Source organism: Dyella sp. SG609 (genome assembly GCF_012275375.1).
Lineage (GTDB): Bacteria > Pseudomonadota > Gammaproteobacteria > Xanthomonadales > Rhodanobacteraceae > Dyella_D > Dyella_D marensis.
In genome coordinates this window covers 1-24,788 of record NZ_JAAZQJ010000014.1, presented here as the reverse complement: position 1 = coordinate 24,788, position 24,788 = coordinate 1, and the positions used below count along the sequence as shown (strand labels likewise).

The following is a 24,788-nucleotide window of genomic DNA, read 5'->3' as shown; positions in this document are numbered from 1 at the left end:
ATCGCGATGAAAGCCGTCAGCACTGCCAACGCACCGCATTACACCTGGGGCCAGCAGTGCGACGGCTGGCATCTGCTGCAAGGTTTCGACCTCAGCGTGATCGAGGAGCGCATGCCGCCGGGCACGGCCGAGGTGCGCCACCGCCACGTGCGCGCGCGCCAGTTCTTCTACGTGCTGGAAGGCGAGGCGGTGCTGGAGCTGGAAGGCGTGGCGCATCGCCTGGCCGCGCGCGAAGGCCTGCACGTGCCGCCGGGCGCCGCGCACCAGATGCGCAACGAAGCGGACGGCGAGCTGCGTTTCATCGTGGTGTCCTCGCCCAAGAGCCATGGCGACCGGGAGACGGTCGATGGCTGAACGCCTGCCGGCGCAAGCCTTGCCCGCGTGGCGGCGCGCGGTGCTGAAGGTCGGCAGCAACCTGCTGGCGGCCGACGGCGGCGGCCTGACGCCGCGCCATGCGCGCGCCCTCGCCACGTTTGTCGGCGACAGCCACGCGCAGGGGCGGCAGGTGGTGCTGGTGTCCTCCGGCGCGGTGGCCGCGGGCCGCGCGCTGCTGCGCGAACGCGCGCTGCCCGGCGACGACCTCGCCGCGCGCCAGGCGCTGGCCGCGCTGGGCCAGGCGCCGATGATCGCGCTGTGGCAATCGCTGTCGCCGCGCCCGGTGGCGCAGGTGCTGCTGACCCACGACGACCTGCGCCATCGCCGCCGTTACCTGAATGCCCGGGCGACCCTGCGCGAACTGCTGCTGCTCGACGTGCTGCCGGTGGTCAACGAGAACGACACCGTGGCGGTGGACGAACTCAAGCTCGGCGACAACGACAACCTCGCCGCCATCGTCGCCGCCCTGGTCGATGCGGACCTGCTGCTGATCGCCTCCGATATCGACGCGCTGTACGACGCCGACCCGCGCCGCGTTGCTTCCGCCGCGCCGGTGCCGCACGTGCCGGTGCTGAGCCCGGAGGTGATGGCGATGGCCGGCGGCAGCGGCAGCGCGGTCGGCACCGGCGGCATGCATACCAAGCTGGAGGCGGCGGTGAAAGCCGGGGCGGCCGGCGTGCCTACCGTGCTGTTCGACGGCCGCAACACCGGCACCGTGGCGGCGCTGGCCGCGGGCCAGCTGCACGGCACGCTGTTCGACGCGCCGCGCAACCGCATGCAGGCGCGCAAGTACTGGTTGCGCCACGCGCCCGCGGCGCCGGGCAGCATCCTGGTCGACGACGGCGCCGCGCGCGCATTGACCGGCGGTCGCGCCTCGCTGCTGCCGGGCGGCATCGTCGGCGCGGACGGCGAGTTCCACCGCGGCGACATGGTGGAGATCGTCGACGTCACCCGGCGCCCGGTGGCGCGCGGCCTGTGCCAGTACGGCGCGGCCGAGGTACGCCGGCTGGCCGGCAAGCACAGCAGCGCGATCGATGCGGTGCTCGGCTACAGCTACGGCGCGGAAATCGTGCATAGGGACGACCTGGTCGTCCTGGCGGAGATGCTTTCATGAGCGAGATGCGAACCCAGGCACTGGCCTGCCGCGACGCGGCGCTGGCCATGGCGGAACTGAGCACCGACGCCAAGCGTGCCCTGCTGCAGGGCATGGCCGATGCGCTGCTGGCCGGCACGGCCGAGGTGCTGGCGGCGAATGCGCGCGATATGGCCGCGGCGCAGGAGAAGGGCGTGCAGGGCGCCATGCTCGACCGGCTGCGGCTGGACCAGGAGCGCGTGGCGAAGATCGTCGCCGCGCTGCGCGAAGTGGCGGAGCTGCCCGACCCGGTCGGCATCGTCACGCGCCGCGAGACGCGGCCCAACGGCATCCGGGTCGAACGCGTGCGCGTGCCGCTGGGCGTGATCGCGATGATCTACGAGGCGCGCCCCAACGTCACCGCCGACGCGGCGGCGCTGTGCCTGATGGCCGGCAACGGGGTGATCCTGCGCGGCGGTTCGGAAGCGCTGCATTCCAATACCGCTATCGCGCAGCTGCTGCGCCGGGCGCTGGCATCGCACGGCGTGCCGGCAGCGGCGCTGACGCTGGTGACCGATCTGCGCCGCGAGGCCATGGTCGAACTGCTGCAGCTGACCGACATCGTCGACCTGGCGATTCCGCGCGGCGGCGAAGGGTTGATCCGCTTCGTCGCCGAGCATGCGCGCGTGCCGGTGATCAAGCACTACAAGGGCGTCTGCCATCTCTACGTGGACCGCGCCGCCGACCAGCCGCTGGCGCTGGACCTGCTGGTCGACGGCAAGACCTCGCGCCCCGGCGTGTGCAATGCGCTGGAGACGCTGCTGGTGCACCGGGACATCGCCGCCGAGTTCCTGCCGCGCGCCGCCGATGCGCTGGGCCGGCGCAAGGTGGAACTGCGCGGCTGCGAGCGCAGCCGTGCGCTGGTGCCGGCGATGAAGGCCGCGGATGAAACGGACTACGCCGCCGAGTACCTGGACCTGATCATCGCGGTGCGCATCGTCGACGATCTCGACGCCGCGCTGGCGCATATCCATCGCTACAGCTCCGACCACACCGAGGTGATCGCCACCGGCGACGACGAAGCCGCGCGCCGCTTCGTGCGCGGCATCCGCTCGGCGGTGGTGATGGTCAATGCCTCCTCCCGCTTCAGCGACGGCGGCGAGCTGGGCCTGGGCGCGGAGATCGGCATTTCCACCACGCGCCTGCATGCCTACGGGCCGATGGGCGCGGAAGCGCTGACGGTGGAGCGCTTCGTGGTGCGCGGGGAAGGCCAGGTGCGGCATCCCGAGAGCAGATCGTGAATACCCATGCGTAGGTTGGGGTGAGCCGCAGGCGAACCCCAACGTGGCGAGGCGTAGGAAGGTGCCGGTGTTGGGGTTCGCCTGCGGCTCACCCCAACCTACCCCGGTAGCTGGCGGCAGCTCGCGGGCGTCACATCGCCGCAACGCAGCGGTAGCACTCTCGGCAGCTTGTCCCAGCCCGGAGTGCCCCGCATGCGTACCAAGCTCGCTTTCGCTGTGTTCGCCGCGTTCGCCGCCGCTGCTCCCGTCCATGCCGGCGTGGAACTGATCGCTGCCGGCAGCCTCGACGCCCACCAGGGCGACCGCGCCATGCGCACCGCCCGTCCGCTGGAGAACGGCGTGCAGGGCAACCTGCTCGGCGGCCTGGGCTCGGGCCTGGCCTATGCGGGCTGCGGCAGCTTCGTGGCCCTGCCGGACCGCGGTCCGAATGCGGTCTCCTACGACAGCGCCGTGGACGACACCTCGTCGTATATCGCCCGCTTCCACACCTTGCGCATGGACCTGCGCCCCGCCGGCGCGGGCGCCGCGCTGCCATTCGCGCTGACGCCGAAGCTGGAACGCACCACCTTGCTGTGGGACCTGTTCGGCCTGTACTACGGCGACGGCAAGGCGGCGAATCTGCCGAACGGCGCGCCGCGCGAGAACCACGCCTTCCATCATTACTTCACCGGCCGCTCCGACAACGCCGACCCGGCGCGCAACTCCGGCTGGCCTTTGAACGGCCGCCTCGATCCGGAAGGCATCCGCGTCTCGGCCGACGGCAACGCGGTGTTCGTCTCCGACGAATACGGCCCCTACGTCTACAAGTTCGACCGCCGCAGCGGCCGCCGCCTCGACAGCTACGCGCTGCCGGCGCATTTCTACGTGGCGAAGACCGCTTCGCACGGCGCCGACGAGATCGCCGGCAATACCTCGGGCCGCGTCGCCAACAAGGGCATGGAAGGTCTGGCGATCTCGCCCGATGGCCGCGTGCTGTTCGGCGCGATGCAGGCGCCGCTGATCCAGGACGGCGGCGACGGCGCGCCGGTGCTGCGCATCGCGCGCATCGACCTCCGCACGCGCCAGGTGCGCGAGTACGCCTATCCGTTGACCAACTCCGGCACGCCCGCCAAGCCGAAGTACAACGGCGTGAGCGAGATCCTGGCGGTGAACGACCACCAGCTGCTGGTGGACGAGCGCGACGGCAAGGGCTTCGGCGACGGCTCGGAGGCGAAGTTCAAGCGCGTGTACCTGATCGACCTGGATGGCGCGGCCGACGTGGGCAAGCTCAGCGGCGCCGCTGTGCTGGCGGCGGTGGCCGTGCAGAAGACGCCATTCCTGGATGTGGTCGCGGAGCTCGGCCGCCACGGCACGCTGCCGTCGGAGATTCCCGCCAAGCTCGAAGGCCTCAGCTTCGGCCCGGACGTGACCCAGGACGGCCGCCGCCGCCATACGCTGTTCATCGCCAACGACAACGACTTCCTGGCCACCGTCACCGACGATCTGCATCCGCAGGGCGCCGACAATCCGAACCGCTTCTTCGTGTTCGCCTTCGACGATGCGGATCTGCCGGGGCTGAAGCCGCAGCGCATCGAGCACGAGCGCTGCGACGCACGCTGAGCTTTTGCTCCCTCTCCCCGTCGGGGAGAGGGTTGGGGTGAGGGGGACCTACGGAGCGCAGAAGCGGAAGCATCAAAGCGATGCGACGCTTCGTCGATCCTCTGCCGCGAGCACCCGCCCCTCATCCGGCTGCCGCCACCTTCCTCGCTCCTCAAAGCCGCGCACATCCATGTGCGCTCCCCGCGTACTCCCCGGCGGGGAGAAGGGTTCCTTGGTCTAGCGTTTGCTCCAATCCCGCACCGCTTCCGCAAACACGACACAATCCTCAAACCGGTTATACAACGGCGTCGGCGAAATCCGGATCACATCCGGCTCGCGCCAGTCGCCGACGATGCCGTGGTCCATCAGGTACTGGAACAAGGCCCGCCCGCGTTCGCGCCCGCCGAGCACGCGGATCGACAGCTGCGAACCGCGGCGCGAAGGCTCGCGCGGCGTCACCGATTCCAGCACGTCGCCCAGCTGGGTCTGCACCAGCCATTCCAGATAACCGGTAAGGCGCAGCGTCTTCTCGCGCAGTTGCGCCATGCCGGCGCGCTGGAAGATCTGCAAGGACACGCGCAGCGGTGCCAGCGACAGGATCGGCGGGTTGGAAATCTGCCAGCCGTCCGCGCCGGGCATGGGCACGAATTCCGGGCCCATGCGGAAACGCGACTGCTTGTCGTGGCCCCACCAGCCGGCGAAACGCGGCAGATGCTCGGTATGGGCGTGGCGCTCGTGCACGAAGGCGCCGGCCACCGCGCCGGGGCCGGAGTTGAGGTATTTGTAGCTGCACCACACGGCGAAATCGGCGCCGCTGTCGTGCAACTGCAGCGGCAGGTTGCCCACCGCATGGGCGAGATCGAAACCGACCGCGCAGCCCTGCGCATGCGCCAGCGCGGTGATCGCCTTCAAGTCGAAGGCCTGCCCCGTGCGGTATTGCACGCCCGGCAGCAGCACCAGCGCGATGCGCTCGCCATGTTCGGCCAGCGCGCGTTCGATCGCTTCCATCGACAGCGTGCCGTTCGGTTCGTCCGGCTGCAGTTCGATCAGCGACAGCGCGGGGCTGAAGCCGTGGAAGCGGATCTGCGATTCCACCGCGTAGCGGTCGGTGGGGAAGGCGCCGGCCTCGATCAGGATGGCGTGGCGCTCCAGGGTGGGGCGGTAGAAGCTCACCATCATCAGGTGCAGGTTCACACCCAGCGTATTCATCGCCACCACTTCGGAGGGCAGGGCGCCGACCAGGGCGGCGAGGTCGTCGCGCACGAACTCGTGGTAGTCCAGCCACGGCAGGCGCACCTTGAAATGCCCTTCCACCGCCAGCGCGCCCCAGTCGTCCAGTTCGGCGTTCAGCGCCTCGCGCACGGCGCGCGGCTGCAGGCCCAGGGAATTGCCGCAGAAGTAGTGGCTGTCGCGGCCCTGGTGCGGCGGGATCAGGAACTCGTCGCGGAACGCGCGCAGCGGATCGGCGGCGTCCTGGGCGCGGGCCCATTCGAGGGTGGCTTGGTAAGCGGTCGACATCGAGTTCTCGTCCCACGCGGAAAACCGCTAAAGCTTAGGCCAAGCCGGCGGGCAAAGAAAAAGCCCGGGCGCATGGCCCGGGCTTCGGCAGCTTGCCGCGCTTACTTCAGGCGCTCGGCGATGGCGTCGCAGCCCTTGTCGAAGGCGGCCTTCCAGGCCGCGCCGGCTTGGCTCTGCGCCGGGCGCACGCAGCGCAGCTGGATGGCGTGGCCCTCGCGGAACCAGTAGCGCTCCACGTAGCTGAACTGCGCGCCGTTCTCCTGCGCGGTGTAGGTGCTGGCGTTCGGCGCGGGGCTGCTGCCGGGCTGGTAGCCGGTCAGGCCCTTGGCCTTGGCGGTGGCGGCGTTGACGTAGTCCTGGAAAGAAGCCACGTCCGGCACCTGCTTCACCGTCACGGTGACGCGGGCCAGGGCGGTGCTGCCGGTGGGCGAGGTGTCGGGCACCTGGAACACGCGCAGTTCCGGGTCGCCCTGGGTCTCCATGATGCCCAGCCAGTTGTCGGGCGTGCTGAAGTGCACGGTGCCGTGGGCCATCTCCACCTCGCCCGCGTGGGCGGCGCCGGCCAGCAGCAGGGCGCTGGCCAGGAGGGTGTTGCGCAGGAAACTCATGCCGGGTGTGCTCTCGTGAAGTCAGTCGGGTGCGAAACGGTAGAGGGGCAGGCCCAGCCACTCCAGGGCCGTACCGTGGAACAGGCGCGCTCGCGCCGCCTCGTCCAGTCCCAGGGCCTCGATGCCGCTGCCCGGGTGCTGCTCCCCCAGCGGGAAAGGATAATCCGTGCCGAGCATCACGCGCTCGACGCCGGTCACATCCAGCAGATAGCGCAGCGCCTGCGGATCGTGCACGCAGGAGTCGAAATACAGCCGCTTGAGGTATTCGCGCGGGTTGCGCGGGTTGTCGGTGGCGACCAGGTCCGGGCGCATGCGGAAGCCGTGCTCGATGCGGCCGATGGTGGAGGGGAAGCTGCCGCCGCCGTGGGCCAGCATCACGCGCAGCCGCGGCAGCCGCTCCAGCACGCCGCCGAAGACCAGGCAGCAGGCCGCGCGCGACTGCTCGGCCGGCATGCCGACCAGCCAGGGCAGCCAGTACTTGGGCATGCTGGCGGCGCCCATCATGTCCCAGGGGTGGACCATCACCGCCGCGCCCAGGTCGGCGGCGGCCTCGAAGAACGGGAACAGCTCCGGCGCGTCCAGGTTCCAGTCGTTGCAGTGCGAACCGACCTGCACGCCGTGCAGGCCGAGCTCGTCGATGCAGCGCTCCAGCTCGCGGATGGCCAGGTCCGGCGACTGCAGCGGCACCGTGGCGATGCCGGCGTAGTGGCGCGGATAGTCGCGGCACAGGCCGGCGATGTTGTCGTTCAGATGCCGGTGCAGCTCAAGCGCCTGGTAGCCGGGCGCCCAGTAGGAGAACAGCACCGGCACGGTGGAAACGACCTGGACCGATACGCCGAAGCGCGCGTAGTCGTCGATGCGGTGCTGCGGGTCGAACGCCGATTCCCACACCTCGCGGAAGAATTTTCCGTCCTTGTAGATGCGGTGGCGCCCGTCGTGATGGGTCATCACGGGAAAGCGGAGGTCGTCGAACTTGGCCGCAAGATTCGGCCAGTCGCGGGGCAGGACGTGCGCGTGGGTATCGATCTTGAGCATGCCCGCGAGTGTAGGCGCTTGGGGTGGCGGTGCCTTGTCGCGGCGCGGCAAAGCCGTCGCTCGTCACCGCGGTCCAGGGCAGGATCTGCTTTTGCTCGTCATTCCGGCGCAGGCCGGAATGGCGATCAAGCAGCGGCCGCCGTCTTCTCCCGCTCGCCGCGCCCCACGATGTGCGCCAGCGTATTCACGTTGTCCACCAGCCGGTCGCTCAGGCGCTCCAGCAGCTCCGCCGCGCGGCGGTCCTCGGCCATCGCCAGCAGCGAGGCCAGGCTGCGCTGCAATGCGCGCAGGTCGGGCAGGTCGGTGGGCGCGCGGTGATCGCGCAGGGCGGTGGCGATGGTGTGCAGGGCGGCGGCGACGTGCTCGACGAAGGCGCCGATCTCGGTGGCTTCGGGCAGGGCCTCGTGGTCGTCGATCACCGCTTCCAGCGTCATGGCGGTGCGCGCCAGGCGGTTGCCGTTGGCGAACAGCGTGCTGGCCAGGTCCATCAGCTGCGTGGGCGTGGCCGGCTCCGCGCGCATGCGGTCCAGCGAGGCCTGCGCATTGCTGCGCGCGGTGCGTGCGGCGGTGCGCGACTCGCGCTGCGCGTCGCGGCGGCCGGGGCGCGCCAGGCACTGCAGGTAGCCGGCGTAGGCGTCCAGCATGTCGGCCAGGGCGGCGCGTGCGCGGCCGCGTTCCCAGGTGGGCCACAGCACGTAGGCGAGCAGGGCCATGCCGCAGCCCAGCGCCGTGTTGAGCACGCGGTCGGCCACCGCCGCGCTGGAATTGACGCCTTCGAACGACAGCAGGATCACCACCGTGCCGGTCAGCGCCGCCACCGCGATGCCGTAGTGCGCATTGGCCAGGTAGCGGAACGCCATGCACAGCACCGCCATCACCGCCAGGTGCGCCCATGGATCGTGCGGCGTGAAGTGCAGCACCGCCGTGGTCAGCACAAGGCCGAGCACGGTGCCGACCACGCGCAGCAGGCCGAAATTGAAGGTGGCGCCGAAATCCGGACGCAGCACGATGGCCGCCGTCATCGGCAGCCAGTAGCCATGCGGCAGCGCCAGCTTGCGCGCGACGAACAGCGCCACGCTCAGGCATACCGCGCTGCGCACCGCATGGCGGAACGCCACCGAATGCGGCGTGAGGTTGGCGCGCAGGATCGACAGCGCGGAATCCGCGCGCAGCGCCGCCGGCAGCGGCGTTTCCGCCGCCGAGGCGCGCAGCTCGCCGCGGCTGCCGGCCCAGTTGGCGTTGCGCACCGCCGCCGCGAGCTGGCCCGACAAGGCATGGATATGCGCGGCCAGGCCATCGCCGGAGCCGCCGCGGCCCAGCAGGGCGTTCTCGCTGGCCTGCAGGGTCTGCAGCGCGCGCTCGGCCTGCTGCGGCGGTTCGGCCGCTTCCAGCGCGTCCGCAATGGCGGCGAGCACGCGCGCGGCGTCGCCGCGGAACATCGCATGCACGCCGGGGTTGGTGCGCAGCTCGGCCATGGCGGTGAGTTCCAGGCGGATGCGTTCGGCGATCTCCAGCAGCACGCGGAATGCTTCCATCGCACGCCCATTGGCGTGATGGCGGCCCAGCAGGGTGTGCTGCAGCGTGGTCATCGCGTCGGTGAGCGCGGGCACGTCCGCGTCGTCGTGCGCCTGCTGCCTGGCCAGGCTGGACAGGCCGCGATACACCGCCGCCAGCGCGTGCCGCTCCGGCCGATAGCGCTGCAGCGGCCATGCCGCCACCGAGAACAGCGCCAGCAGCAGGCCACCGGCGAAGATCAGTCCCGCGCCGCTCAGCGCCCCAGTGAGCGTGGTGGGCGAGGCGGCGGTGACCACCAGCAGGATCATGCTGGTCATGCCCACGCGCGCGATGTCGGTGCCGAACACCACCAGCAGGCCGCCGAAGAAACCGAACGCCGCCGTGGCCACCAGCATCGGCGCCAGCTGGTCGCCGAGCAGGAAGCCCAGCACCGAGGCCAGCGCCGCCGCCAGCGAGGCAAGGAACAGCTGCCACATGCGCTGGCGGTAAGGGCCGGGCTGGTCCGAGAACATGGTGTCCAGGGCGCCGGCGGCCACGCCCAGGCCGATTTCCGCGTGGCCGGTGGCCAGGCCCAGCCCCAGCGGCAGGATCACCGCAGCGGTATTGCGCAGCACGACGCGCGGCGGCACGTCGGGGCGCTTGGCGGTCAGCAGGCTCTCGATGACGGTGGCGCGTAGCGAATAGCCGCTGGCGGGCATGGGTTCTCGTTCGCTCCTAAACGATTTAAGGGATTCTGCCTGAGCAGGGCTGAAGAGGGTGGGACGCGGCGCCTGCAATCAGCGCATGCCGAGGGCTTTATTTCCCGGCGAAAGTGCATAGGTCGAAGGGCGGGCGCGGCCGGGGCCGTCCGGCTGCCCAAATCGCTTACAGTCAAATCACTTACAGTAGGTCGCCGCGGTGTCCCGGGATGGATGCCCGGTTTGTGCAATCTGGAAGGCCATTATGAAAACTGATCCATCCAATCTGATCGAGGTGTCGCTGTCGCTGTTCAGGAGCAAGGGATACCGGCGCACTTCGATGGCCGACATCGGCCGGGCGACCGGATTGCTCAAGGGCAGCATCTATCATCACTTTCCTAACAAGGAGCGCTTGCTGATCGAAGTGGTGCAGCATGTCATCGGACTGTTCGAGAACGGCGTTTTCGAGGAGGCGCGGCGCACCGACCTGAGCGAGAAGCAGCGCCTGGACGGCATGGTCGACGCGGTGGAGAGCTATTACATCCAGCACCGGGTCTGCGCGCTGGTTCACTTATGGCCGGACGCCCTGCAGGAGAGCGAGGAGGCGCGCGGCATGATCCAGCAGTTCTTCCGCGACTGGCGCGACCTGCTGGCCGGCCTGCTGGCCCCCCGCCACGGCGAGGCGCAGGCCCGCAGCCTGGCCACGGACGCCCTGGCGCGGATCGAGGGGGCGGTGATCTGGCTGCAGATCGCCGGGGAAGAGGAAGCCTTGCGGGAATGCAGTAAACAGGTGCGTAACCTCTTGTAGCTCCAAAAAAAGCGCTTTACACGGGGGCGTACCGTCTGGTAGAAAACCAAACGTTTGGTTTTGGCTGTTCGTGCAGGCAAACCCAGGGGGAACAACCATGCCTTCGTTGATGGCTGATCTGGATCAACCCCGCAGGAAGGCGATCGCCGCCATGCGGGCGAGCGTTGCGCCGGCCCTCTGGCAACGGAATGCCGGCTTCGTGGAAAACCTTCGGCAACTGATCTCCACGCATCCGGTGGCGCGCCATCGCGCGATCGGCGTGCTCAACAGCGGCACGCTCGATCTCGAAGCGATGCGCACGATCCATCTGGAATACCGCCACGCGATCGTGCAGATCTTCACCGACGCACTGCTCGCCGCGCAGTTGCAGACGCGCCAGCTGGAGCCGCGCCTGCCGCCGGGTTCCAAGCTGGCGCCGCGGTTCCTGATCACGCTCAACGACCTGGACGAATTCGGCTTCCGCCCCGGCCTCGACGCCGAAGGCTATTACCGCGGCAATCCGGCCTACGCGCATTACCCGCTGTTCGAGCGCGTGCTGGACGACTACGGCATCAGCCTGCAGCAGCGGCAGTCGTATCCGGCCAGCCGCATCTCGCGCAAGGTGCGCGAATTCCTCGAGCACAGCTATGGCGACTACCTCGACGTGGTGGTGCTGCTCGCCGCCGCGGAAGAGGAAGTGATCCTGTACAGCGCGCCGCTGCGCGAAGCCACCCGCGCGCTGGGCATCGACGTCGACGACGGCTACTACTTCGTGCACGGCGTCAGCGAGGACGTCAGCGCCGAAGCGGCCGACGACGATCACGAGAACGACCTGTGGCTTGCGCTCACACAGGCGCTCACGCCGGAACACTATCCGCGCGTGCAGTCGCTGTGCCTGCGCTATTGCGATCTGTGGGATCAGTTCTGGACCGCGCAGCTGGCGTTGATGCGCCCGGCGGCCTCCCTGGCGGGCACCCAGGGGCTGGCTGAAGCGGTCTGATGGGGGTTGGGAAGGAGGGATACCCATGGAGCCGGGTCTCCCTGCGGCGAATGGATGCGCCGGGCACAGGACGTGCCGCAGCTGATCAGCGCGCCGGGCGGGGTCAGCAGGGGGCGGGTCCGGCGCATGAGGCGCTGGACCCGTAAACCTTGCGGCGAGGCAGGGGCCTCGCCGGCAACATGCGCTTGAGCGCAACGATCAAGGCGGAGCCGCGCGGCCGGGAGCGCGCGGCCCGCGCAGGAAGGGGGAGGCTGGCGCGCTTCGGTGCGACGGCCTCCCAAGGGTGAATCGGGTGATGCCCATTTCGGCCCGTGATTTTCACGGGCCTTTTTTTGCGCGCAAGGTTTACGAGGCGCGGCCGCCGAATTCGCCGGTGGTGGTGTTCACCCACACCTTCTCGCCGTTGGTGATGTATTCCGGCACCTGGATTTCCACGCCGGTGCTGAGCCTGGCCGGCTTGGTGCGCTTGGTGGCGCTGGCGCCCTTCAGTTCCGGCGCGGTGTCCACCACTTCCAGCATCACGCTGGTCGGCACCTGCAGACCCACCGGCGCGTCGTCGATCAGCTGCACGTAGAAGCCTTCGGTGTCCTCGACGATGTAGCCGGCGTTCTCGCCGACCAGTTCCGGACCGAGCAGGTACTGCGTGTAGTCCTCCGCGTCCATGAACACGAACGCCTCGCCGTCCTTGTAGGAATAGTTGGCCGCGCGGCGCACCAGGTCCATTTCCTTCAGGTCGTCGTCGGCGCGCAGACTCAGGTCGAACTTGCGTGCGCCGGGGATGGAATACAGGGTGAAGCGGAACGTCACGTTGCCGCCGCGCGCGGTGGGCGAGCTGCGCTCGATGTCGCGCACCTGGTACACGGTGCCTTCGTGTTCGACCACGTTGCCTTTCTTGACGTCGGAAGCTTTCATGGATTTTTAGGGAGTCGGGAATAGGGAGTTGGGAATAGGGAATAGGGAATAGGGAATAGGGAATAGGGAATAGGAAGAGCGGGGCGAGGAAGTCTGGCAGGGTTTTGCTTTTGCTATTCCCTATTCCCGACTCCCTATTCCCTCACTTTGGCTGCAAGCGCACCGCGCCGTCGAGGCGGATGGTTTCGCCGTTGATGTAGCGGTTGGTCAGGATGAAGGCCACCAGCTCGGCGAACTCCTCCGGCTTGCCCAGGCGCGACGGGAACGGGATGGACGCGGACAGCGCCTCCTGCACCTGCGGCGGCATGCCGTCGACCATCGGGGTCCAGAAGATGCCCGGCGCGATGGTCGCCACGCGGATGCCGAAGCGCGACAGCTCGCGCGCCATCGGCAAGGTCATGCCGACCACGCCGCCCTTGGAGGCCGAATACGCGGCCTGGCCGATCTGGCCTTCGTAGGCGGCCACGCTGGCGGTATTGACGATCACGCCGCGCTCGCCGTCCTCGCCCGCTTCGTTGGATTGCATCAGGGCCGCGCCGGCCTTGGCCACGTTGAAGCTGCCCACCAGGTTGACCATCACCGTGCCGGCGAAGGTGCCCAGCGGCATCGGGCCTTCCTTGCCCAGCACGCGGCCGGCGCCCAGGATGCCGGCGCAGTTCATCACCACGTTGAGGCCGCCCATGGCGTCGCGGGCCGCGGCCACGTTGGCGGACACGCCGTCTTCGGAGGTGACGTCGGTACGCAGGAAGCGCGCGGCGGCGCCCAGCGCCTTGGCCGCTTCCTGGCCCTTGTCCTCGTTCACGTCGAACAGCGCGACCTGGCCGCCGGCGGCGACCAGGCGCTGCGCCACGGCGTAGCCGAGACCGGAGGCGCCGCCGGTGATGATCGCCTTGACCTGCTGGAGCTGCATGGGTACGTCCTCGGGAATGCCGAAAAGCGGAATGGTAGCCGAGGAGCTGGGGAGAGCGCTTGCCAGTGGAACCCTTCTCCCCTCCGGGGAGCACGCGGGGAGGGCACATGGATGTGCCCTGCTCTGAGGAGCGAGGAAGGTGGCGGCAGCCGGATGAGGGGCCGGGGCTCGCGGTGACGGATCGGTGGAGCGCGGCGCGTTTAATGCTCTTGCTTCATCGCTCCGCCCGACCCCTCACCCCAGCCCTCTCCCCGGCGGGGAGAGGGGGCAGGTGGCGGGGTTACTCGGAGGCCGCGTAGTCCCGCGCGTCCGAACCCTCCGCCGCCTGGCTGTCGCGCGTGTTCTTCTGCACCGCGATCGCCGCGAACAGGGCCAGCGCGTACGACATCCCGTAGAAGCCCTTCTCGCTAAGCGCCAGGGTGGCGTTCCACAGCCCCACCACCAGCAGCACGATGCTCAGCAGCACCGACACCCAGCTCAGGCCGTAATAGATGTTGGTGACCGGGATGCCTTCCAGGCGGTCGCGCACGCTCTTCTGCACCGACACCGCGGAGAACAGGCCGTACATCAGCACGGTGAAGTAATAGCCCTTCTCGTTGAGCTGTATGCCGGCGTTCCACAAGCCGGTCACGAAGGCCAGGAAGCCCGCCAGCAGGGCTGCCCAGGACACGGCGATAAAGGCGGGCGAGGGCTTCTGGGGCAGGGGCTTCATGGCAGTTCCTTTGCGTAGGGTGCCCCGGCGGGGCGGCGCGGCCATCCTAATCGAAGCCGCGCCGTTTGCTACAGCAGCGCTTTCCACGCGTCCCGCTCGCGCAGCTGCGCGAACGGAATCACCGCCGGCGGCGGCACCACCGGCGCCTGCAGTTCCTTCTGCCACACGCCCACGTCCCACCATTGCCCCAGCTTGTAGCCGGCCTTGCGCCAGATGCCCGCGGGGGTGAAGCCCATCGACTCGTGCATGCTCACGCTGGCCGCGCCGGGCATGGTGATCACGCCCACCGCCTGGTTGATGCCCTGCAGGCGCATGCCGTCCAGCAGCACGCCGTAGAGGCGGCGCGCGATGCCGCGGCGCTGCGCGTCTTCGTGCACGTAGATCGAGGTTTCGGCGATCCAGTCGTAGGCCGCCCGTTCGCGGAAGCGGCTGGCATAGGCGTAGGCGAGCAGGCGGCCCTGTTCCTCCCACACGATCCACGGATAGTGCCGCAGGCGCGCATCGATGCGTTCGCGCATCGTGGCTTCCCCGGGCAGTTCGGTCTCGAACGTGGCCATGCCCTGCAGCACGTGCGGGGTGTAGATGGCATGGATCGCGGCGGCATCTTCAGGAACGGCAATGCGGATCATGCGAGCACCTTTTCCATGCACACGCTCTGCGGATTGGAGCGATGGCTGCCGAACGGCGGGTAGCGGCGATAGCCGGCGCGTTCGTACAGCTCCAGCGCCTCGGCCTGGGCCGTGCCGGTTTCCAGGCGCACCACGCGGCCGCCGCGCGCGTGCACCTGCTGTTCCAGCGCTTCCAGCAGCTGCTTGCCCAGGCCCAGTCCGCGGCAGGCCGGCAGCACGTACATGCGCTTGACCTCCACGTAGTCGCCTTCGTCGACGCAGGCGCCGCAGGCCACCGGCGTGCCATCCACGCGGGCGGTGACGAAGGCGACATTGGCGCGGCGCAGTTCATCCAGCGCCACCGGCTGGATGTTGGCGGTGGGATAGAGCCCGGCCAGATAGCCGTCCAATTGCTGGGTCAGCGGCAGGATGTCCGGCGTGCCCGGATCCTCGATGGCGAAACTGAGCTGCGGTCGCGTCTTCACATGTACTTCCAGTTGCGTTGCTTGCCCTCGGCCAGCCATTCCAGGGTGGTGGCGAGGCGTTTCTGGCGGGTGGCGCCGGTCTTGGCTTCGCCGATCCATACAAGGTATTCGCGCTGCACGCTGGCGCTGAAGCCGTCGAAGGTCTTGCGCGCGGCGGCGTGCTTTTTCTGCGCGAGCAGGGCGGCGAGATCTTCCGGCATGGTTGGCGCCGCCTTCGGCGCGGCTTTCGGGCGCGCGCGCGTGGCGCCGCCTTCGATCAGCTTCATCGCCTTCTTTACGCAGGCGGCCAGTTCCTTCTTCGCAGGCAGGTCGCGCACGGAAGCGAGCTTGCCGAACTGGCCCATGCCTTCCCCGGCGGCTTCGGCCGTCTCGCCGAACAGTTCCTTGTAGTGCCAGAAATGCAGGCTTGCATGCTGCTTGAACGCCGCCATGCCGCACATCAGCGCGCCCCGGTAGCTGAAGTAGGGCATGCTCCATTTCAGCGTTTCTTCCGCCTCGGGGCAGGCGGCGTGCACGGTGGCGCGGATCTGTTCCAGGATCGGCCGCGCGAACTCGGCGGATTTGGCGATATACGCATCGATGCGCGGATCGTGGCTGCTCATGGCGCTGTCCTCACAGCTCGCGGATAAAGAACTGGTCGCAACTGAAATGCCCGGTGCCGCCCATCGGCCCGCACAGCGTGGTGAAGCCGCTGCGGCGGTAGAGCGACTGCGCCGCGTCCATGCCGGTGAGCGTTTCCAGATAGCAGCGCTTGAATCCATGTGCGCGGGCCGCGTCCAGGCAGCGCTCCATCATGGCGCCGCCGGCGCCGATGCCGCGCGCGGCGGGCAGGAAATACATCTTGCGCAGCTCGCACACGTCGGCGTCGCCGTTTTCCAGCGGCGCCACGCCGCCGCCGCCCACCACCCGGCCGTTCACTTCGACGACGAAGTACGCACTGCGCGGACGCGAATACGCGGCATGCATGCCATCCACCTCGGCATCGTGGATGGCGAAGCCGGGGCCGTCGGCGCCGAACTCCGGCATCACGGCGCGGATGATCGCGGCGACGTCGGCATCGTCGCGCGGCTCGATGGGGCGGATCAGAAAAGCTTGGCTCATGGTTCGCTGCTGGTGGGCTTGTCGTCGGGAGTGCGGTAGACGGTGCCGTCCTTCATCACGAACACCGGATGCTGCAGATCGCTAATGCGCTCGCTGGGATCGCCGGCGAACGCGGCCAGGTCGGCGCGCAGGCCCGGCGCGATGCGGCCGAAGCGCTCCTGCTCGCGCAGGATGCGCGCGGCTACGTCGGTGGCGGCATGCAGCGCCTGCGCCGGCGTCATGCCCGCGCGCACCATCGCGGCCGGCTCGCGCCAGTTGCTGCCGTGGGCGAACACGCCGACGTCGCTGCCGTTGCCGATGGTCACGCCCAGTTTCATGGCGGTGCCGAACGCGCGCCCGGCTTCCTTCATGCGTTCGGTCGGCTCGCTCTTGCCGGGCACGTAGTGCTCGAAATATTCGGCGGTGGCTTCGACCGCGGTGAGCGTGGGCTCGTAGGCCACGCCGCGCTGCTTCATCAGGCGGAAGGTCGCTTCGCTCGCGCCGTAGCCGTACTCGACGCTGTCCACGCCGGCTTCCACCGCCATGCGCACGCCGGCATCGCTGGCGGCATGCGCGGCCACCGGCCGGCCGGAGAGATGGGCGGTGTCGACGATGGCTTTCAGTTCCGCCGCGGTAAGCGTGGGCGCGGTGCCGCCGCCGGGGCCGACGCGGTAGTCGGCATACAGCTTGATCCAGTCGGCGCCGCGGCCGGACTGTTCGCGCACCGCGCGCATGGCTTCGTCCGCGCCGCTGATTTCCTGCGCGCCGCCGGGCAGGTCAAGGTCCGGGCGGAAGCCGCGCGGGCCGGGGCCGTAGCTGGAACTGGCGACAATGGCGCGGGTGGCGACGAACAGGCGCGGGCCAGGGATCAGGCCTTCGTCGATGGCGCGCTTGACCGAGACGTCCGCATAGCCGGCGCCTTCGGTGCCCAGGTCGCGCAGCGCGGTGAAGCCGGACAGCAAGGTGTCGCGCGCGTGCTTCGCCGCTTCCAGCGTGCGGTAGTCCTGCGGCTCCTTCAGCACCTGGTCGTTCCACAGCGTCTCGTTGTACGGATGCAGGAACAGGTGCGAATGCAGGTCGATCAGGCCGGGCAGCAGGGTGGCGCCCGGCAGTTCGACGCGGCGCGCGCCGGCCGGCGGCTGGATGCCTGCAGCGGGGCCGACCGCGGCGATGGCGCCGTCGTGGACCAGCACGGCCCAGCCGGCGTGGGCCTGGTTGCCGTCGCCGGTCCAGACGCGCGCGGGCAGCAGCAAGGTGTCGGCCGCCGCCGCGGGCACGGACACGCAGGCGAGCAGGGCGGCGAGCAGGCGGGTTTTCCAGCGCGGGGGCATGCGGGCTTCCTTCGGTGGAAGTGCCCGATGATAGCGAGGAGTGGCGTAGGTTGGGGTGAGCGCAGCGAACCCCGACGGTCGCTGCGGCCAGGCCGGTGTTGGAGTTCGCGTTGCTCACTCCAACCTACACTGGGCGCTATTGCAGCAGCGACACCTGGTCCGCCGCCGTGTACCACAGCAGGCCGTAGTGCCCATACGCATACGTCAGGCTGCCGTTCTCGCCGTCGATGCTCGAGGTATGCACCCCGCCCACCGTGCACACGCCGCCGTAGCAGTTGATTTCGTCGATCCACGACTTGATCGAATACATCTTCTGCCCGAAGCGCTTGCCCGCCAGGCTGCCCAGCAGCGGGCTGCCCACCGACAGGCCCCAGTATCCGCAGGTGCTGGTCGCCACGTTGAACGGATAGGTGCCGCACGACCACAACCCGTGGAACGCACCGGCGATGCCGACGAACACGTCGACCTTGCCGGACAGGCCGAGCTTGTCGATCTCATGCGCGGCCAGCGTGGCTCCCATCGAATGCCCGAGCACGTCGATGCGCCCGGTGCACGAACCGGCGATCGCCGCCTTGAGCGCATTCGCCACCGGCGTCTCTTCGCTGCCGTTATGGTCGTTGCAGGCCGCGCACAGCGCATTGCCCCAGCTCGGCGCATAGATCTGCGCGTCGGTATAGCCGTGCTGCACCAGGGCGTTGTAGGTGTTCTGGAAATCGCCGGGACTGCCGGTATTGCCGTGCACCAGCACCACGCTGTCCACGCAGGCGGCATGCAGGCTTACCGCCGGTATCAGCAACAACAGGGCCAGCAGGCCCTTACCCCATCGTTCGATCGACATCGCGCTTTCGCTCCCTTCGCTTTGACGAGTCCCGCCGTGGCGGAACGGTGTGGAACCGCGCGCAAGGCGCGGCCCCGTATCGCAAGCGACGCGTTCCGCCATGGGCCGGACTTCGTGGAGCTAGACCAGGCCCAGCAGGTAATAGCCGCCGATCGCCACGAAGACAGCCGCGGTCTTGATCAGCGTGATGGCGAAAATGTCGCGGTAAGACTGGCGGTGGGTCAGCCCGGTCACCGCCAGCAAGGTGATCACCGCGCCGTTGTGCGGCAGCGTGTCCATGCCGCCGGAGGCCATCGCCGCAATGCGGTGCAGCACCTCCATCGGAATGCCGGCGGCCTGCGCGTTCTTGATGAAGGTATCGGCCATCGCACCCAGCGCGATGCCCATGCCGCCGGAAGCCGAACCGGTGATGCCGGCCAGCGCGGTGATCGAGATGGCCTGGTTCACCAGCGGATTGGGAATGGCGTGCAAGGCATCGGCGATCAGCTTGAAGCCGGGCAGGGCGGCGATCACCGCGCCGAAGCCATATTCCGAAGCGGTATTCATCGAAGCCAGCAGCGCGCCGCCGACCGCGGCCTTGCTGCCCTCGGCGAAAGATTGCTTCACCGGCTTCCACGCGAATGCCAGCACGCAGGCGATGCCCAGCAGCAGCGCGCCTTCCACCGCCCAGATCGCGGCGAGCTTGGAGACCTCCTGCACCACGGGCTTGGCGTCGCCGATCACCGCCGGCACGAAGGATTGCGTGGCGCCGTAGAAGCGCGGCATCGCGTCCGCCAGCAGCTTGTTCGCCACGCCCACCACCACCAGCGGCAGCAGCGCCACCAGCGGATGCGCCAGGCGCGTGCCCTCGAACGGCGCCGGCTCGTTCGCCAGCGCCTGGCCGTAGCCTTCGCCGGCCGCCGCGGCGCGACGGCGGCGCGACTCCAGATAAGCCAGGCCAACGATCAGGATAAACACCGCGCCCAGCGTGCCCAGCCACGGCGCGGCCCAGGCCGTGGTGCCGAAGAACGACGTGGGAATGATGTTCTGGATCTGCGGCGTGCCCGGCAGCGCATCCATGGTGAAGGTGAACGCGCCCAGCGCGATGGTGCCGGGGATCAGGCGCTTGGGAATGTCCGCCTGGCGGAACAGTTCCGCCGCGAACGGATACACCGCGAACACCACCACGAACAGCGACACGCCGCCGTAGGTGAGCAGCGCGCATACCAGCACGATCGACAGCATCGCCCGCCCGCGCCCGACCAGCCCGATGGTGGCGGCCACGATCGCCTTGGAGAAACCCGACATCTCGATCAGCTTGCCGAACACCGCGCCCAGCATGAACACCGGGAAATACAGCTTGAGGAAGCCCACCATGCGGTCCATGAACAGGCCGGTGAACATCGGCGCGACCAGGGACGGGTCGGTCAGCAGCACCGCACCCAGCGCGGCCAGCGGCGCGAACAGGATCACGCTGTAGCCGCGGTAAGCCGCCAGCATCAGGAAACACAGTGCGGCCAGCACGATCAGGAACGACATCCGGGAACTTCCTCGCGGCGACGCCAAAGACGCAACGGCGGCGAGTATCCGGATGTGCCTTCAGTCACGGCACTGTACGAAGGTACAAGTGCCCCATCTGCCGGCCCTGCCTACATTGCCCGGCATCGGCAGCCCGGGTGAGGGGCTGTTCTTCATTGCGAGGGGAACCATGAAGCGCACGCGTTTGAGTCTGGCCATCGGCCTGGTCGTGAGCCTGTCCTGCCTGCCGCTGCACGCGCAGCAGGCGGCGGACAGCGGCAGTCAGCCGGCTGCGAAGAAGACGGAGGCCAAGCAGCTGGAGGAGATCACCGTCAGCGCGCGGCGCCGCGAGGAGTCGCTGGAAAAGGTGCCGGTGGCGGTCACCGCCTTCAGCGGCGAAGACCTGAAAGACCTGCAGGCGATGAATATCGACGGCCTGCAGGGCGCGGTGCCCAATCTCAATATCGTGCAGGGACGCGGTTCGTCCTCGGCGGTGAACATCTTCATCCGCGGCATCGGCCAGCCCGACGCGCTGCAGACCTTCGATCCCGGCGTCGGCATGTACGTGGACGACGTCTACTACTCGCGCATCCAGGGCGCGCTGCTGAACCTGTTCGACGTGGAGCGCGTGGAAGTGCTGCGCGGCCCGCAGGGTACGCTGTACGGCAAGAACTCCACCGGCGGCGCGGTGAAGGTGGTGACGCGCAATCCCGGCGAGCAGACCGAAGGCGCGGCCGAAGTGACCTTCGGCCGCTTCGGCCGGCGCGAAGGCAAGTTCTATCTGAGCGGTGCGCTGGGCGGCGCCTGGTCGGCCTCGATCGCCGGCGTGGCGACCAGGACGGACGGCTACGTCAAGGACCCGTCGACCAATCACGAATACAACGACGAGGACACCAAGGCGGTGCGCGCCAAGCTGCGCTATCACCCCTCCGATCGCTTCGACGCGGTGCTGAGCCTGGACTACACCAGGCAGGACACCGGCCTGACCCTGGGCCAGCCGGTGTCTCCCTTGATCCGCACCGACCTGGTGCTGGGTCCGGTGGTGCTGTACAAGCCCGACCTCGACCGGAAATACAACTTCCAGACGCGCACCTCGTTCGATCCCGACCGGGGCCAGAAGCTCAAGCACGAGGGCGCCGCGCTCAACCTGAGCTGGAAGCTCAACGACCAGTGGACGCTCAAGAGCATCAGTGCGTTCCGCAAGCTCAACAGCGATTCGTATATCGACATCGACGCCTCGCAGTACCAGCTCGGCGACGTGCTGGTGGATTTCCACCAGAAGCAGACCAGCCAGGAGCTGCAGCTGCAGTACGACAATGGCAGCAACCTGCAGGCGGTGTACGGCCTGTACTACCTGCGCGAGACGGTGCCCTCGCACCAGGAAGCCTATGCCAACGACCTGTTCGCGCTGGCCGGCCGCCAGATCACTTTCCTGCGCACCATCGACGACGACCTGAAGACCACCAGCTACGCCGGCTTCGCCCACCTCAACTGGCAATTCGTGCCCTCGTGGACCCTGGCCGCGGGCGTGCGCTACAGCAGCGACGACAAGGACTACTACCGCACCACCAGCACCTTCTGGGGCGTGCCGTTCACGGCGCTCAACGGCACGGTGGCGCTGGACAAGAGCAAGCGCTGGAGCGCATGGACGCCCACGGTGAGCCTGCAGAAGCAGCTCGATCCGCAGACCATGGTGTATGTCTCGGCCGCGCGCGGCTTCAAGTCCGGCGGCTTCAACGGCCGCGCCAACGATGCCAACGAGGCGCGCAATCCACAGTTCGCGCCGGAATACGTGTGGACCTACGAGCTGGGCCTGAAGTGGCGCTCCGCCGACCAGCGCCTGCAGGCCAACATCGCCGCCTTCCACAGCGACTACAAGGATTTCCAGGCGCGCGTGTCGGAGATCCAGAACCCGGGTTCGATCACCCCGACCTTCGCCTTCCCGGTGATCAATGCGGCCAAGCTGAAGATGGACGGCATCGAATTCGAAGGCGCTGCCGTGCTGGGCGAGGGCACGCGCCTGCAGGCGCAGGTGGGTTATCTGGATGCGCGCTACGACCGCTTCGACGACCACCGCCTGATTCCCGGCGATCCGCAGTACAACCCGAACCTGCACAAGTACGTGCCGTTCTCGCCGAAGTGGACCAGCCGCCTGGCGTTGACCCAGAGCTTCAATATCGGCAACGCCGGCACGCTGACCCTGGGCGGCGACGTGTCGTACCGCAGCGAGACCTGGCTGAGCGTGGACAACTATGCGGCGCTGAGCCAGAAGGCGTATACCCTGCTGGGCCTGTTCGGCATCTACGACACCCTGGACGGCCACTGGCAGTTCCGCGCCGGCGTGCGCAATGCCACCAACAAGGTGTACAAGACCGACGGGCAGGAGTTCTCCAGCGTGGGCAATATCCGCACGGCGTACTACGGCATGCCGCGCAACTGGTATGTCAGCGCGCGCTACAACTTCTGAGCATGGACACGGCGCGGAGCACGGCGATGAAGCATCGATGGGGAACCTGGCTGGCGGCGTGCGCGCTGCTGGCCGCGGCAGGCGCGGCGCAGGCCGCGGACGTGGCGGCGCTGCCGTCGTTGAAGCTGGACGCCTCGCGCGTCGCGGTGGCCGGGCTGTCCTCGGGCGCCTATATGGCGACCCAGGTGCAGCTGGCGTATCCGGAGCGCTTTCCCGCCGCCGCGCTGGTGGCGGGCGGGCCGTACGGATGCGCGGATGGCAAGCTCGATGTGGCGCTCAGTACCTGCATGAAGGGTGCGCCGCCGGCGGATGTGCCGGCGCTGGTGGAGAAGGCGCGCCAGCGCGCGAAGGCGGGCGAGAACGGTTCGCTGGCCGCGCTGGCCAAGGGCAAGGTGTATCTGCTGCATGGCAAGGGCGATGCGCTGGTGGCGCCCTCGGTGGCGGAGGCCGCGGCGAGCTTCTACGAGAAGTTGCGCGCGGCCGATCCGGCGCTGAAGAACTTCAAGGTGCATGACGATGGCGGGCGCGATTTCGCGCACAACCTGCCGATCGCGGCAAAGGGCGACGATTGCGACAAGTCGGTGTCGCCGTATCTCGGGCATTGCGGGTTCGATGCGGCGGGCGAGATTTTCGCCGAGTTGTTCGGCAAGCCGGCGCATGCGGCGGGCGAGGCGAAGGGCGAGCTACGCCGCTTCGACCAGAATGCGTACAAGCCGGATGGTGCCGATGCGTTCCTCGCCGACGAGGGTTACGTCTACCTGCCGCCGTCGTGTCTTGCCGGCAAGCCTTGCGGTCTGCTGGTGGCGTTCCATGGCTGCAAGCAGAACGCCACGGCGGTGGGCGAGGCTTTCGTCAAGGATGCCGGGTTCAATCGCTGGGCCGACGTGTACGGCGTGGCGGTCCTGTATCCTCAGACGCGCGCCAGCATGGCGCCTTTGAATCCGCAGGCATGCTGGGATTGGTGGGGGTATTCGGGCGCGAATTACGACACGCGGCAGGGGGTGCAGCTGCGCTGGCTGGTGCGTGCCGTGGAGGCGCTCGGGTTGCCGTCAGCGAAGTGAGCGCTGTCGCGTATGTGTCTCGCCTTTGGCGAGTGTTTCGCCCCGCTGCCGCGGGGCGAGTTACTTCTTCTTTGCGTGCCCTAAGTCAAGCCTATATAAACTTCTCGCATGTGCGAAAAAAAGCGGCCGTTAGGCCGCTTGGTAGTGTCTCACTTCATCGTGCTTGGCGGACCGGAGAACACACGAAGGTGTCCTTGTCCTACAAGGAAATTCTTGTAGGAAGCGAGCATGACATTCCAGGCCTCCCGGGCAACGACGGGGCCTCTTTCGATGACCTTTTCGTTCTCATCGATGATAGCGAACGTCGCCTTCTGCCCCTCTCGGGTCTCAGCAGAAAGGCCTTCGAAGCAGACCGCGGTAAGGGTGGCCTGAGTCAGGCCGCCGGTTGAGGGAATACCAATCATGCATGCTCCAGCAAGAGGAAGGGATGGGACGCGAGCGTTTCGGAGAAGGTCGCCAAGACGGTGCGGAGATATCCACGAGCGTGGTCATGGCGACGATCAGCAGCATCACGCTCGTCTTGAGGTTGGGCAAGGAGAGGCCGTTCTGAACGAGGTCTCGCAGAACAACGTGGGTGCTGCATAGGCGGCCAAGCGTGGCGAAAGAGGCCACTATCGTCGGCAAGGCGGGGCACATGAGCAATCTTGTCGTGGTGTATGAGTGGACGAGTACACAAGCGACGGCTCTGCGATGGAGACGAAGGCAAGCCTCTGTCCATAGCGGGGCGGGCTATAGGTACAAACAGCCACCCAAGAGAGCGGCTACACGACCGACTGGGCTGGTGCAATGTGCGGCGGCGTTTTGACGAGCACTATCCGATGCACCAACGCCGGCACGCAGCTGCGCGATCATGGAGATGATTGTCGATCCCAATGGAGAGGGACGTGTCGCTCTTGGGCTCGAAAATGTTTGGCCCCATCGGAAAAAGGTAATCACGGTCATCATGCTTTTTCATAGATATGTTTTTCGCGCTGGATCAATGCCATAGAGGTTGATCCCCACGGTAATCTTTGAGGTGATGAGAAGGTCACTGATTACCTCCTTAGAAGGTAATGGCGCGGACGGAGCCGGCCACGAAAAATCAATGACTTAGGAGGTGATTACCTTTAGGGTTACCTTTGATCACTTTTTGAGGTAACCATTGATCTTCGTAAGATCAATGACTTGGACGCCAAAAAGCGACGGATTACCTCGATTACCTGTCTCCGGTATAGCCGGACTTTCCAGCGGAAGGTAGGAGCTGGCGGGCATAGAAAACCCGCCACCGCAGAGTTAGTGCTGGGCGGTGCTGGGGCTCCGCTTCTCGATACGCTCCCTCAACGTGGCCTGGTACGCCCCCGATTCCGTAGACACCTGATAGTGTCTATTGAGGATCGGAGGATCTATGACCAGCAAACGTTTCACCGACGAGTTCAAGGCTG

At 67.8% G+C, this 24,788-nt stretch carries 23 protein-coding genes; 8 read left to right on the top strand and 15 right to left on the bottom strand.

The features are described from left to right. Positions 1–6: 6 nt before the first annotated feature. From FHW85_RS19700 to FHW85_RS19685, 4 genes are all read left to right on the top strand, one after another. A complete protein-coding gene (locus FHW85_RS19700) occupies positions 7–354 on the top strand; it encodes a cupin domain-containing protein (protein ID WP_167258122.1) in 348 nt (115 codons plus the stop codon). After that, positions 326–1,489, top strand: coding sequence for a glutamate 5-kinase (gene proB / locus FHW85_RS19695; RefSeq protein ID WP_167258123.1), 1,164 nt, complete (start codon positions 326–328; stop codon positions 1,487–1,489). The genes FHW85_RS19700 and proB overlap by 29 nt, the downstream gene beginning before the upstream one ends. Continuing rightward, positions 1,486–2,748: a glutamate-5-semialdehyde dehydrogenase gene (locus FHW85_RS19690; protein ID WP_168649407.1), complete on the top strand. Its 1,263-nt coding sequence runs from the start codon at positions 1,486–1,488 to the stop codon at positions 2,746–2,748. The genes proB and FHW85_RS19690 overlap by 4 nt, the downstream gene beginning before the upstream one ends. A 192-nt stretch (positions 2,749–2,940) precedes the next feature. Then, positions 2,941–4,347 carry an esterase-like activity of phytase family protein gene (locus FHW85_RS19685; RefSeq protein ID WP_168649406.1) on the top strand — a complete coding sequence of 469 codons (1,407 nt, stop codon included), beginning with the start codon at positions 2,941–2,943 and terminating at the stop codon, positions 4,345–4,347. Positions 4,348–4,563: 216 nt separating this feature from the next. On the opposite strand, the gene kynU is transcribed toward FHW85_RS19685, so the two are convergent. The 4 genes from kynU to FHW85_RS19665 all read right to left on the bottom strand — a co-directional run bounded on the left by kynU (position 4,564) and on the right by FHW85_RS19665 (position 9,700). Beyond that, positions 4,564–5,844: a kynureninase gene (kynU, locus tag FHW85_RS19680; protein WP_168649405.1), complete on the bottom strand. Its 1,281-nt coding sequence runs from the start codon at positions 5,842–5,844 to the stop codon at positions 4,564–4,566. A 101-nt stretch (positions 5,845–5,945) separates the two neighbouring features. Beyond that, positions 5,946–6,452: a hypothetical protein gene (locus FHW85_RS19675; protein WP_167258127.1), complete on the bottom strand. Its 507-nt coding sequence runs from the start codon at positions 6,450–6,452 to the stop codon at positions 5,946–5,948. A 21-nt stretch (positions 6,453–6,473) separates the two neighbouring features. Continuing rightward, positions 6,474–7,487, bottom strand: a complete 1,014-nt coding sequence (locus tag FHW85_RS19670) for an amidohydrolase family protein (RefSeq protein WP_168649404.1) — start codon at positions 7,485–7,487, stop codon at positions 6,474–6,476. A 125-nt stretch (positions 7,488–7,612) separates the two neighbouring features. Further along, entirely contained in the window at positions 7,613–9,700 is a 2,088-nt protein-coding gene (locus tag FHW85_RS19665) for an FUSC family protein (protein WP_167258129.1), read from the bottom strand. Between the two features lie 244 nt (positions 9,701–9,944). On the opposite strand from FHW85_RS19665, the gene FHW85_RS19660 reads away from it, so the two are divergent. Both FHW85_RS19660 and FHW85_RS19655 read left to right on the top strand, forming a co-directional pair. Further along, on the top strand, positions 9,945–10,487 hold the full coding sequence (locus FHW85_RS19660; protein ID WP_167258130.1) for a TetR/AcrR family transcriptional regulator: 543 nt from the start codon (positions 9,945–9,947) through the stop codon (positions 10,485–10,487). Positions 10,488–10,686: 199 nt separating this feature from the next. Continuing rightward, the gene (locus FHW85_RS19655; protein WP_208399904.1) at positions 10,687–11,466 is read left to right on the top strand and encodes an iron-containing redox enzyme family protein; all 780 of its coding nucleotides are present in this window, start codon (positions 10,687–10,689) and stop codon (positions 11,464–11,466) included. 345 nt (positions 11,467–11,811) lie between these two features. On the opposite strand, the gene yeiP is transcribed toward FHW85_RS19655, so the two are convergent. The 10 genes from yeiP to FHW85_RS19605 all read right to left on the bottom strand — a co-directional run bounded on the left by yeiP (position 11,812) and on the right by FHW85_RS19605 (position 19,860). Beyond that, complete coding sequence (gene yeiP / locus FHW85_RS19650) at positions 11,812–12,378, bottom strand: elongation factor P-like protein YeiP (protein ID WP_167258133.1); 567 nt, start codon at positions 12,376–12,378, stop codon at positions 11,812–11,814. Positions 12,379–12,520: 142 nt separating this feature from the next. Beyond that, a complete protein-coding gene (locus FHW85_RS19645; RefSeq protein WP_167258135.1) occupies positions 12,521–13,288 on the bottom strand; it encodes an SDR family NAD(P)-dependent oxidoreductase in 768 nt (255 codons plus the stop codon). Positions 13,289–13,568: 280 nt separating this feature from the next. Continuing rightward, on the bottom strand, positions 13,569–14,000 hold the full coding sequence (yiaA, locus tag FHW85_RS19640) for an inner membrane protein YiaA (RefSeq protein ID WP_168649403.1): 432 nt from the start codon (positions 13,998–14,000) through the stop codon (positions 13,569–13,571). A 68-nt stretch (positions 14,001–14,068) separates the two neighbouring features. After that, positions 14,069–14,629 carry a GNAT family N-acetyltransferase gene (locus FHW85_RS19635; RefSeq protein ID WP_167258139.1) on the bottom strand — a complete coding sequence of 187 codons (561 nt, stop codon included), beginning with the start codon at positions 14,627–14,629 and terminating at the stop codon, positions 14,069–14,071. Then, positions 14,626–15,093: a GNAT family N-acetyltransferase gene (locus tag FHW85_RS19630; protein ID WP_168649402.1), complete on the bottom strand. Its 468-nt coding sequence runs from the start codon at positions 15,091–15,093 to the stop codon at positions 14,626–14,628. Before FHW85_RS19630 ends, FHW85_RS19635 begins: the two co-directional genes overlap by 4 nt. Beyond that, positions 15,090–15,695 carry a YdeI/OmpD-associated family protein gene (locus tag FHW85_RS19625; protein ID WP_168649401.1) on the bottom strand — a complete coding sequence of 202 codons (606 nt, stop codon included), beginning with the start codon at positions 15,693–15,695 and terminating at the stop codon, positions 15,090–15,092. The genes FHW85_RS19630 and FHW85_RS19625 overlap by 4 nt, the downstream gene beginning before the upstream one ends. Before the next feature lie 10 nt (positions 15,696–15,705). Continuing rightward, positions 15,706–16,194, bottom strand: a complete 489-nt coding sequence (locus tag FHW85_RS19620) for a GNAT family N-acetyltransferase (RefSeq protein WP_167258145.1) — start codon at positions 16,192–16,194, stop codon at positions 15,706–15,708. After that, the gene (locus FHW85_RS19615; protein ID WP_168649400.1) at positions 16,191–17,504 is read right to left on the bottom strand and encodes an amidohydrolase family protein; all 1,314 of its coding nucleotides are present in this window, start codon (positions 17,502–17,504) and stop codon (positions 16,191–16,193) included. Before FHW85_RS19615 ends, FHW85_RS19620 begins: the two co-directional genes overlap by 4 nt. Before the next feature lie 136 nt (positions 17,505–17,640). Then, positions 17,641–18,342: an alpha/beta fold hydrolase gene (locus FHW85_RS19610; protein WP_168649399.1), complete on the bottom strand. Its 702-nt coding sequence runs from the start codon at positions 18,340–18,342 to the stop codon at positions 17,641–17,643. Positions 18,343–18,462: 120 nt separating this feature from the next. After that, positions 18,463–19,860 (bottom strand): GntP family permease, encoded by a 1,398-nt coding sequence (locus FHW85_RS19605; RefSeq protein ID WP_167258152.1) that lies wholly within the window; start codon positions 19,858–19,860, stop codon positions 18,463–18,465. Positions 19,861–20,029: 169 nt separating this feature from the next. Between FHW85_RS19605 and FHW85_RS19600 the strand changes: the two genes are divergently transcribed. Continuing rightward, the gene (locus FHW85_RS19600) at positions 20,030–22,306 is read left to right on the top strand and encodes a TonB-dependent receptor (protein WP_168649398.1); all 2,277 of its coding nucleotides are present in this window, start codon (positions 20,030–20,032) and stop codon (positions 22,304–22,306) included. A gap of 26 nt (positions 22,307–22,332) precedes the next feature. Continuing rightward, positions 22,333–23,367 (top strand): PHB depolymerase family esterase, encoded by a 1,035-nt coding sequence (locus tag FHW85_RS19595; RefSeq protein ID WP_168649397.1) that lies wholly within the window; start codon positions 22,333–22,335, stop codon positions 23,365–23,367. 149 nt (positions 23,368–23,516) lie between these two features. Here FHW85_RS19595 and FHW85_RS19590 read toward each other — a convergent pair whose 3' ends face one another. Then, the gene (locus FHW85_RS19590; RefSeq protein ID WP_167252133.1) at positions 23,517–23,771 is read right to left on the bottom strand and encodes a hypothetical protein; all 255 of its coding nucleotides are present in this window, start codon (positions 23,769–23,771) and stop codon (positions 23,517–23,519) included. Between the last annotated feature and the right edge of the window lie 1,017 nt (positions 23,772–24,788).

Coding starts and splice junctions, on each gene's coding strand:
- FHW85_RS19700 (WP_167258122.1), top strand. CDS start 7: ATGAAAGCCGTCAGCACTGCCAACGCACCGCATTACACCTGGGGCCAG.
- proB (WP_167258123.1), top strand. CDS start 326: ATGGCGACCGGGAGACGGTCGATGGCTGAACGCCTGCCGGCGCAAGCC.
- FHW85_RS19690 (WP_168649407.1), top strand. CDS start 1,486: ATGAGCGAGATGCGAACCCAGGCACTGGCCTGCCGCGACGCGGCGCTG.
- FHW85_RS19685 (WP_168649406.1), top strand. CDS start 2,941: ATGCGTACCAAGCTCGCTTTCGCTGTGTTCGCCGCGTTCGCCGCCGCT.
- kynU (WP_168649405.1), bottom strand. CDS start 5,844: ATGTCGACCGCTTACCAAGCCACCCTCGAATGGGCCCGCGCCCAGGAC.
- FHW85_RS19675 (WP_167258127.1), bottom strand. CDS start 6,452: ATGAGTTTCCTGCGCAACACCCTCCTGGCCAGCGCCCTGCTGCTGGCC.
- FHW85_RS19670 (WP_168649404.1), bottom strand. CDS start 7,487: ATGCTCAAGATCGATACCCACGCGCACGTCCTGCCCCGCGACTGGCCG.
- FHW85_RS19665 (WP_167258129.1), bottom strand. CDS start 9,700: ATGCCCGCCAGCGGCTATTCGCTACGCGCCACCGTCATCGAGAGCCTG.
- FHW85_RS19660 (WP_167258130.1), top strand. CDS start 9,945: ATGAAAACTGATCCATCCAATCTGATCGAGGTGTCGCTGTCGCTGTTC.
- yeiP (WP_167258133.1), bottom strand. CDS start 12,378: ATGAAAGCTTCCGACGTCAAGAAAGGCAACGTGGTCGAACACGAAGGC.
- FHW85_RS19645 (WP_167258135.1), bottom strand. CDS start 13,288: ATGCAGCTCCAGCAGGTCAAGGCGATCATCACCGGCGGCGCCTCCGGT.
- yiaA (WP_168649403.1), bottom strand. CDS start 14,000: ATGAAGCCCCTGCCCCAGAAGCCCTCGCCCGCCTTTATCGCCGTGTCC.
- FHW85_RS19635 (WP_167258139.1), bottom strand. CDS start 14,629: ATGATCCGCATTGCCGTTCCTGAAGATGCCGCCGCGATCCATGCCATC.
- FHW85_RS19625 (WP_168649401.1), bottom strand. CDS start 15,695: ATGAGCAGCCACGATCCGCGCATCGATGCGTATATCGCCAAATCCGCC.
- FHW85_RS19620 (WP_167258145.1), bottom strand. CDS start 16,194: ATGAGCCAAGCTTTTCTGATCCGCCCCATCGAGCCGCGCGACGATGCC.
- FHW85_RS19615 (WP_168649400.1), bottom strand. CDS start 17,504: ATGCCCCCGCGCTGGAAAACCCGCCTGCTCGCCGCCCTGCTCGCCTGC.
- FHW85_RS19610 (WP_168649399.1), bottom strand. CDS start 18,342: ATGTCGATCGAACGATGGGGTAAGGGCCTGCTGGCCCTGTTGTTGCTG.
- FHW85_RS19605 (WP_167258152.1), bottom strand. CDS start 19,860: ATGTCGTTCCTGATCGTGCTGGCCGCACTGTGTTTCCTGATGCTGGCG.
- FHW85_RS19600 (WP_168649398.1), top strand. CDS start 20,030: ATGAAGCGCACGCGTTTGAGTCTGGCCATCGGCCTGGTCGTGAGCCTG.
- FHW85_RS19595 (WP_168649397.1), top strand. CDS start 22,333: ATGAAGCATCGATGGGGAACCTGGCTGGCGGCGTGCGCGCTGCTGGCC.
- FHW85_RS19590 (WP_167252133.1), bottom strand. CDS start 23,771: ATGATTGGTATTCCCTCAACCGGCGGCCTGACTCAGGCCACCCTTACC.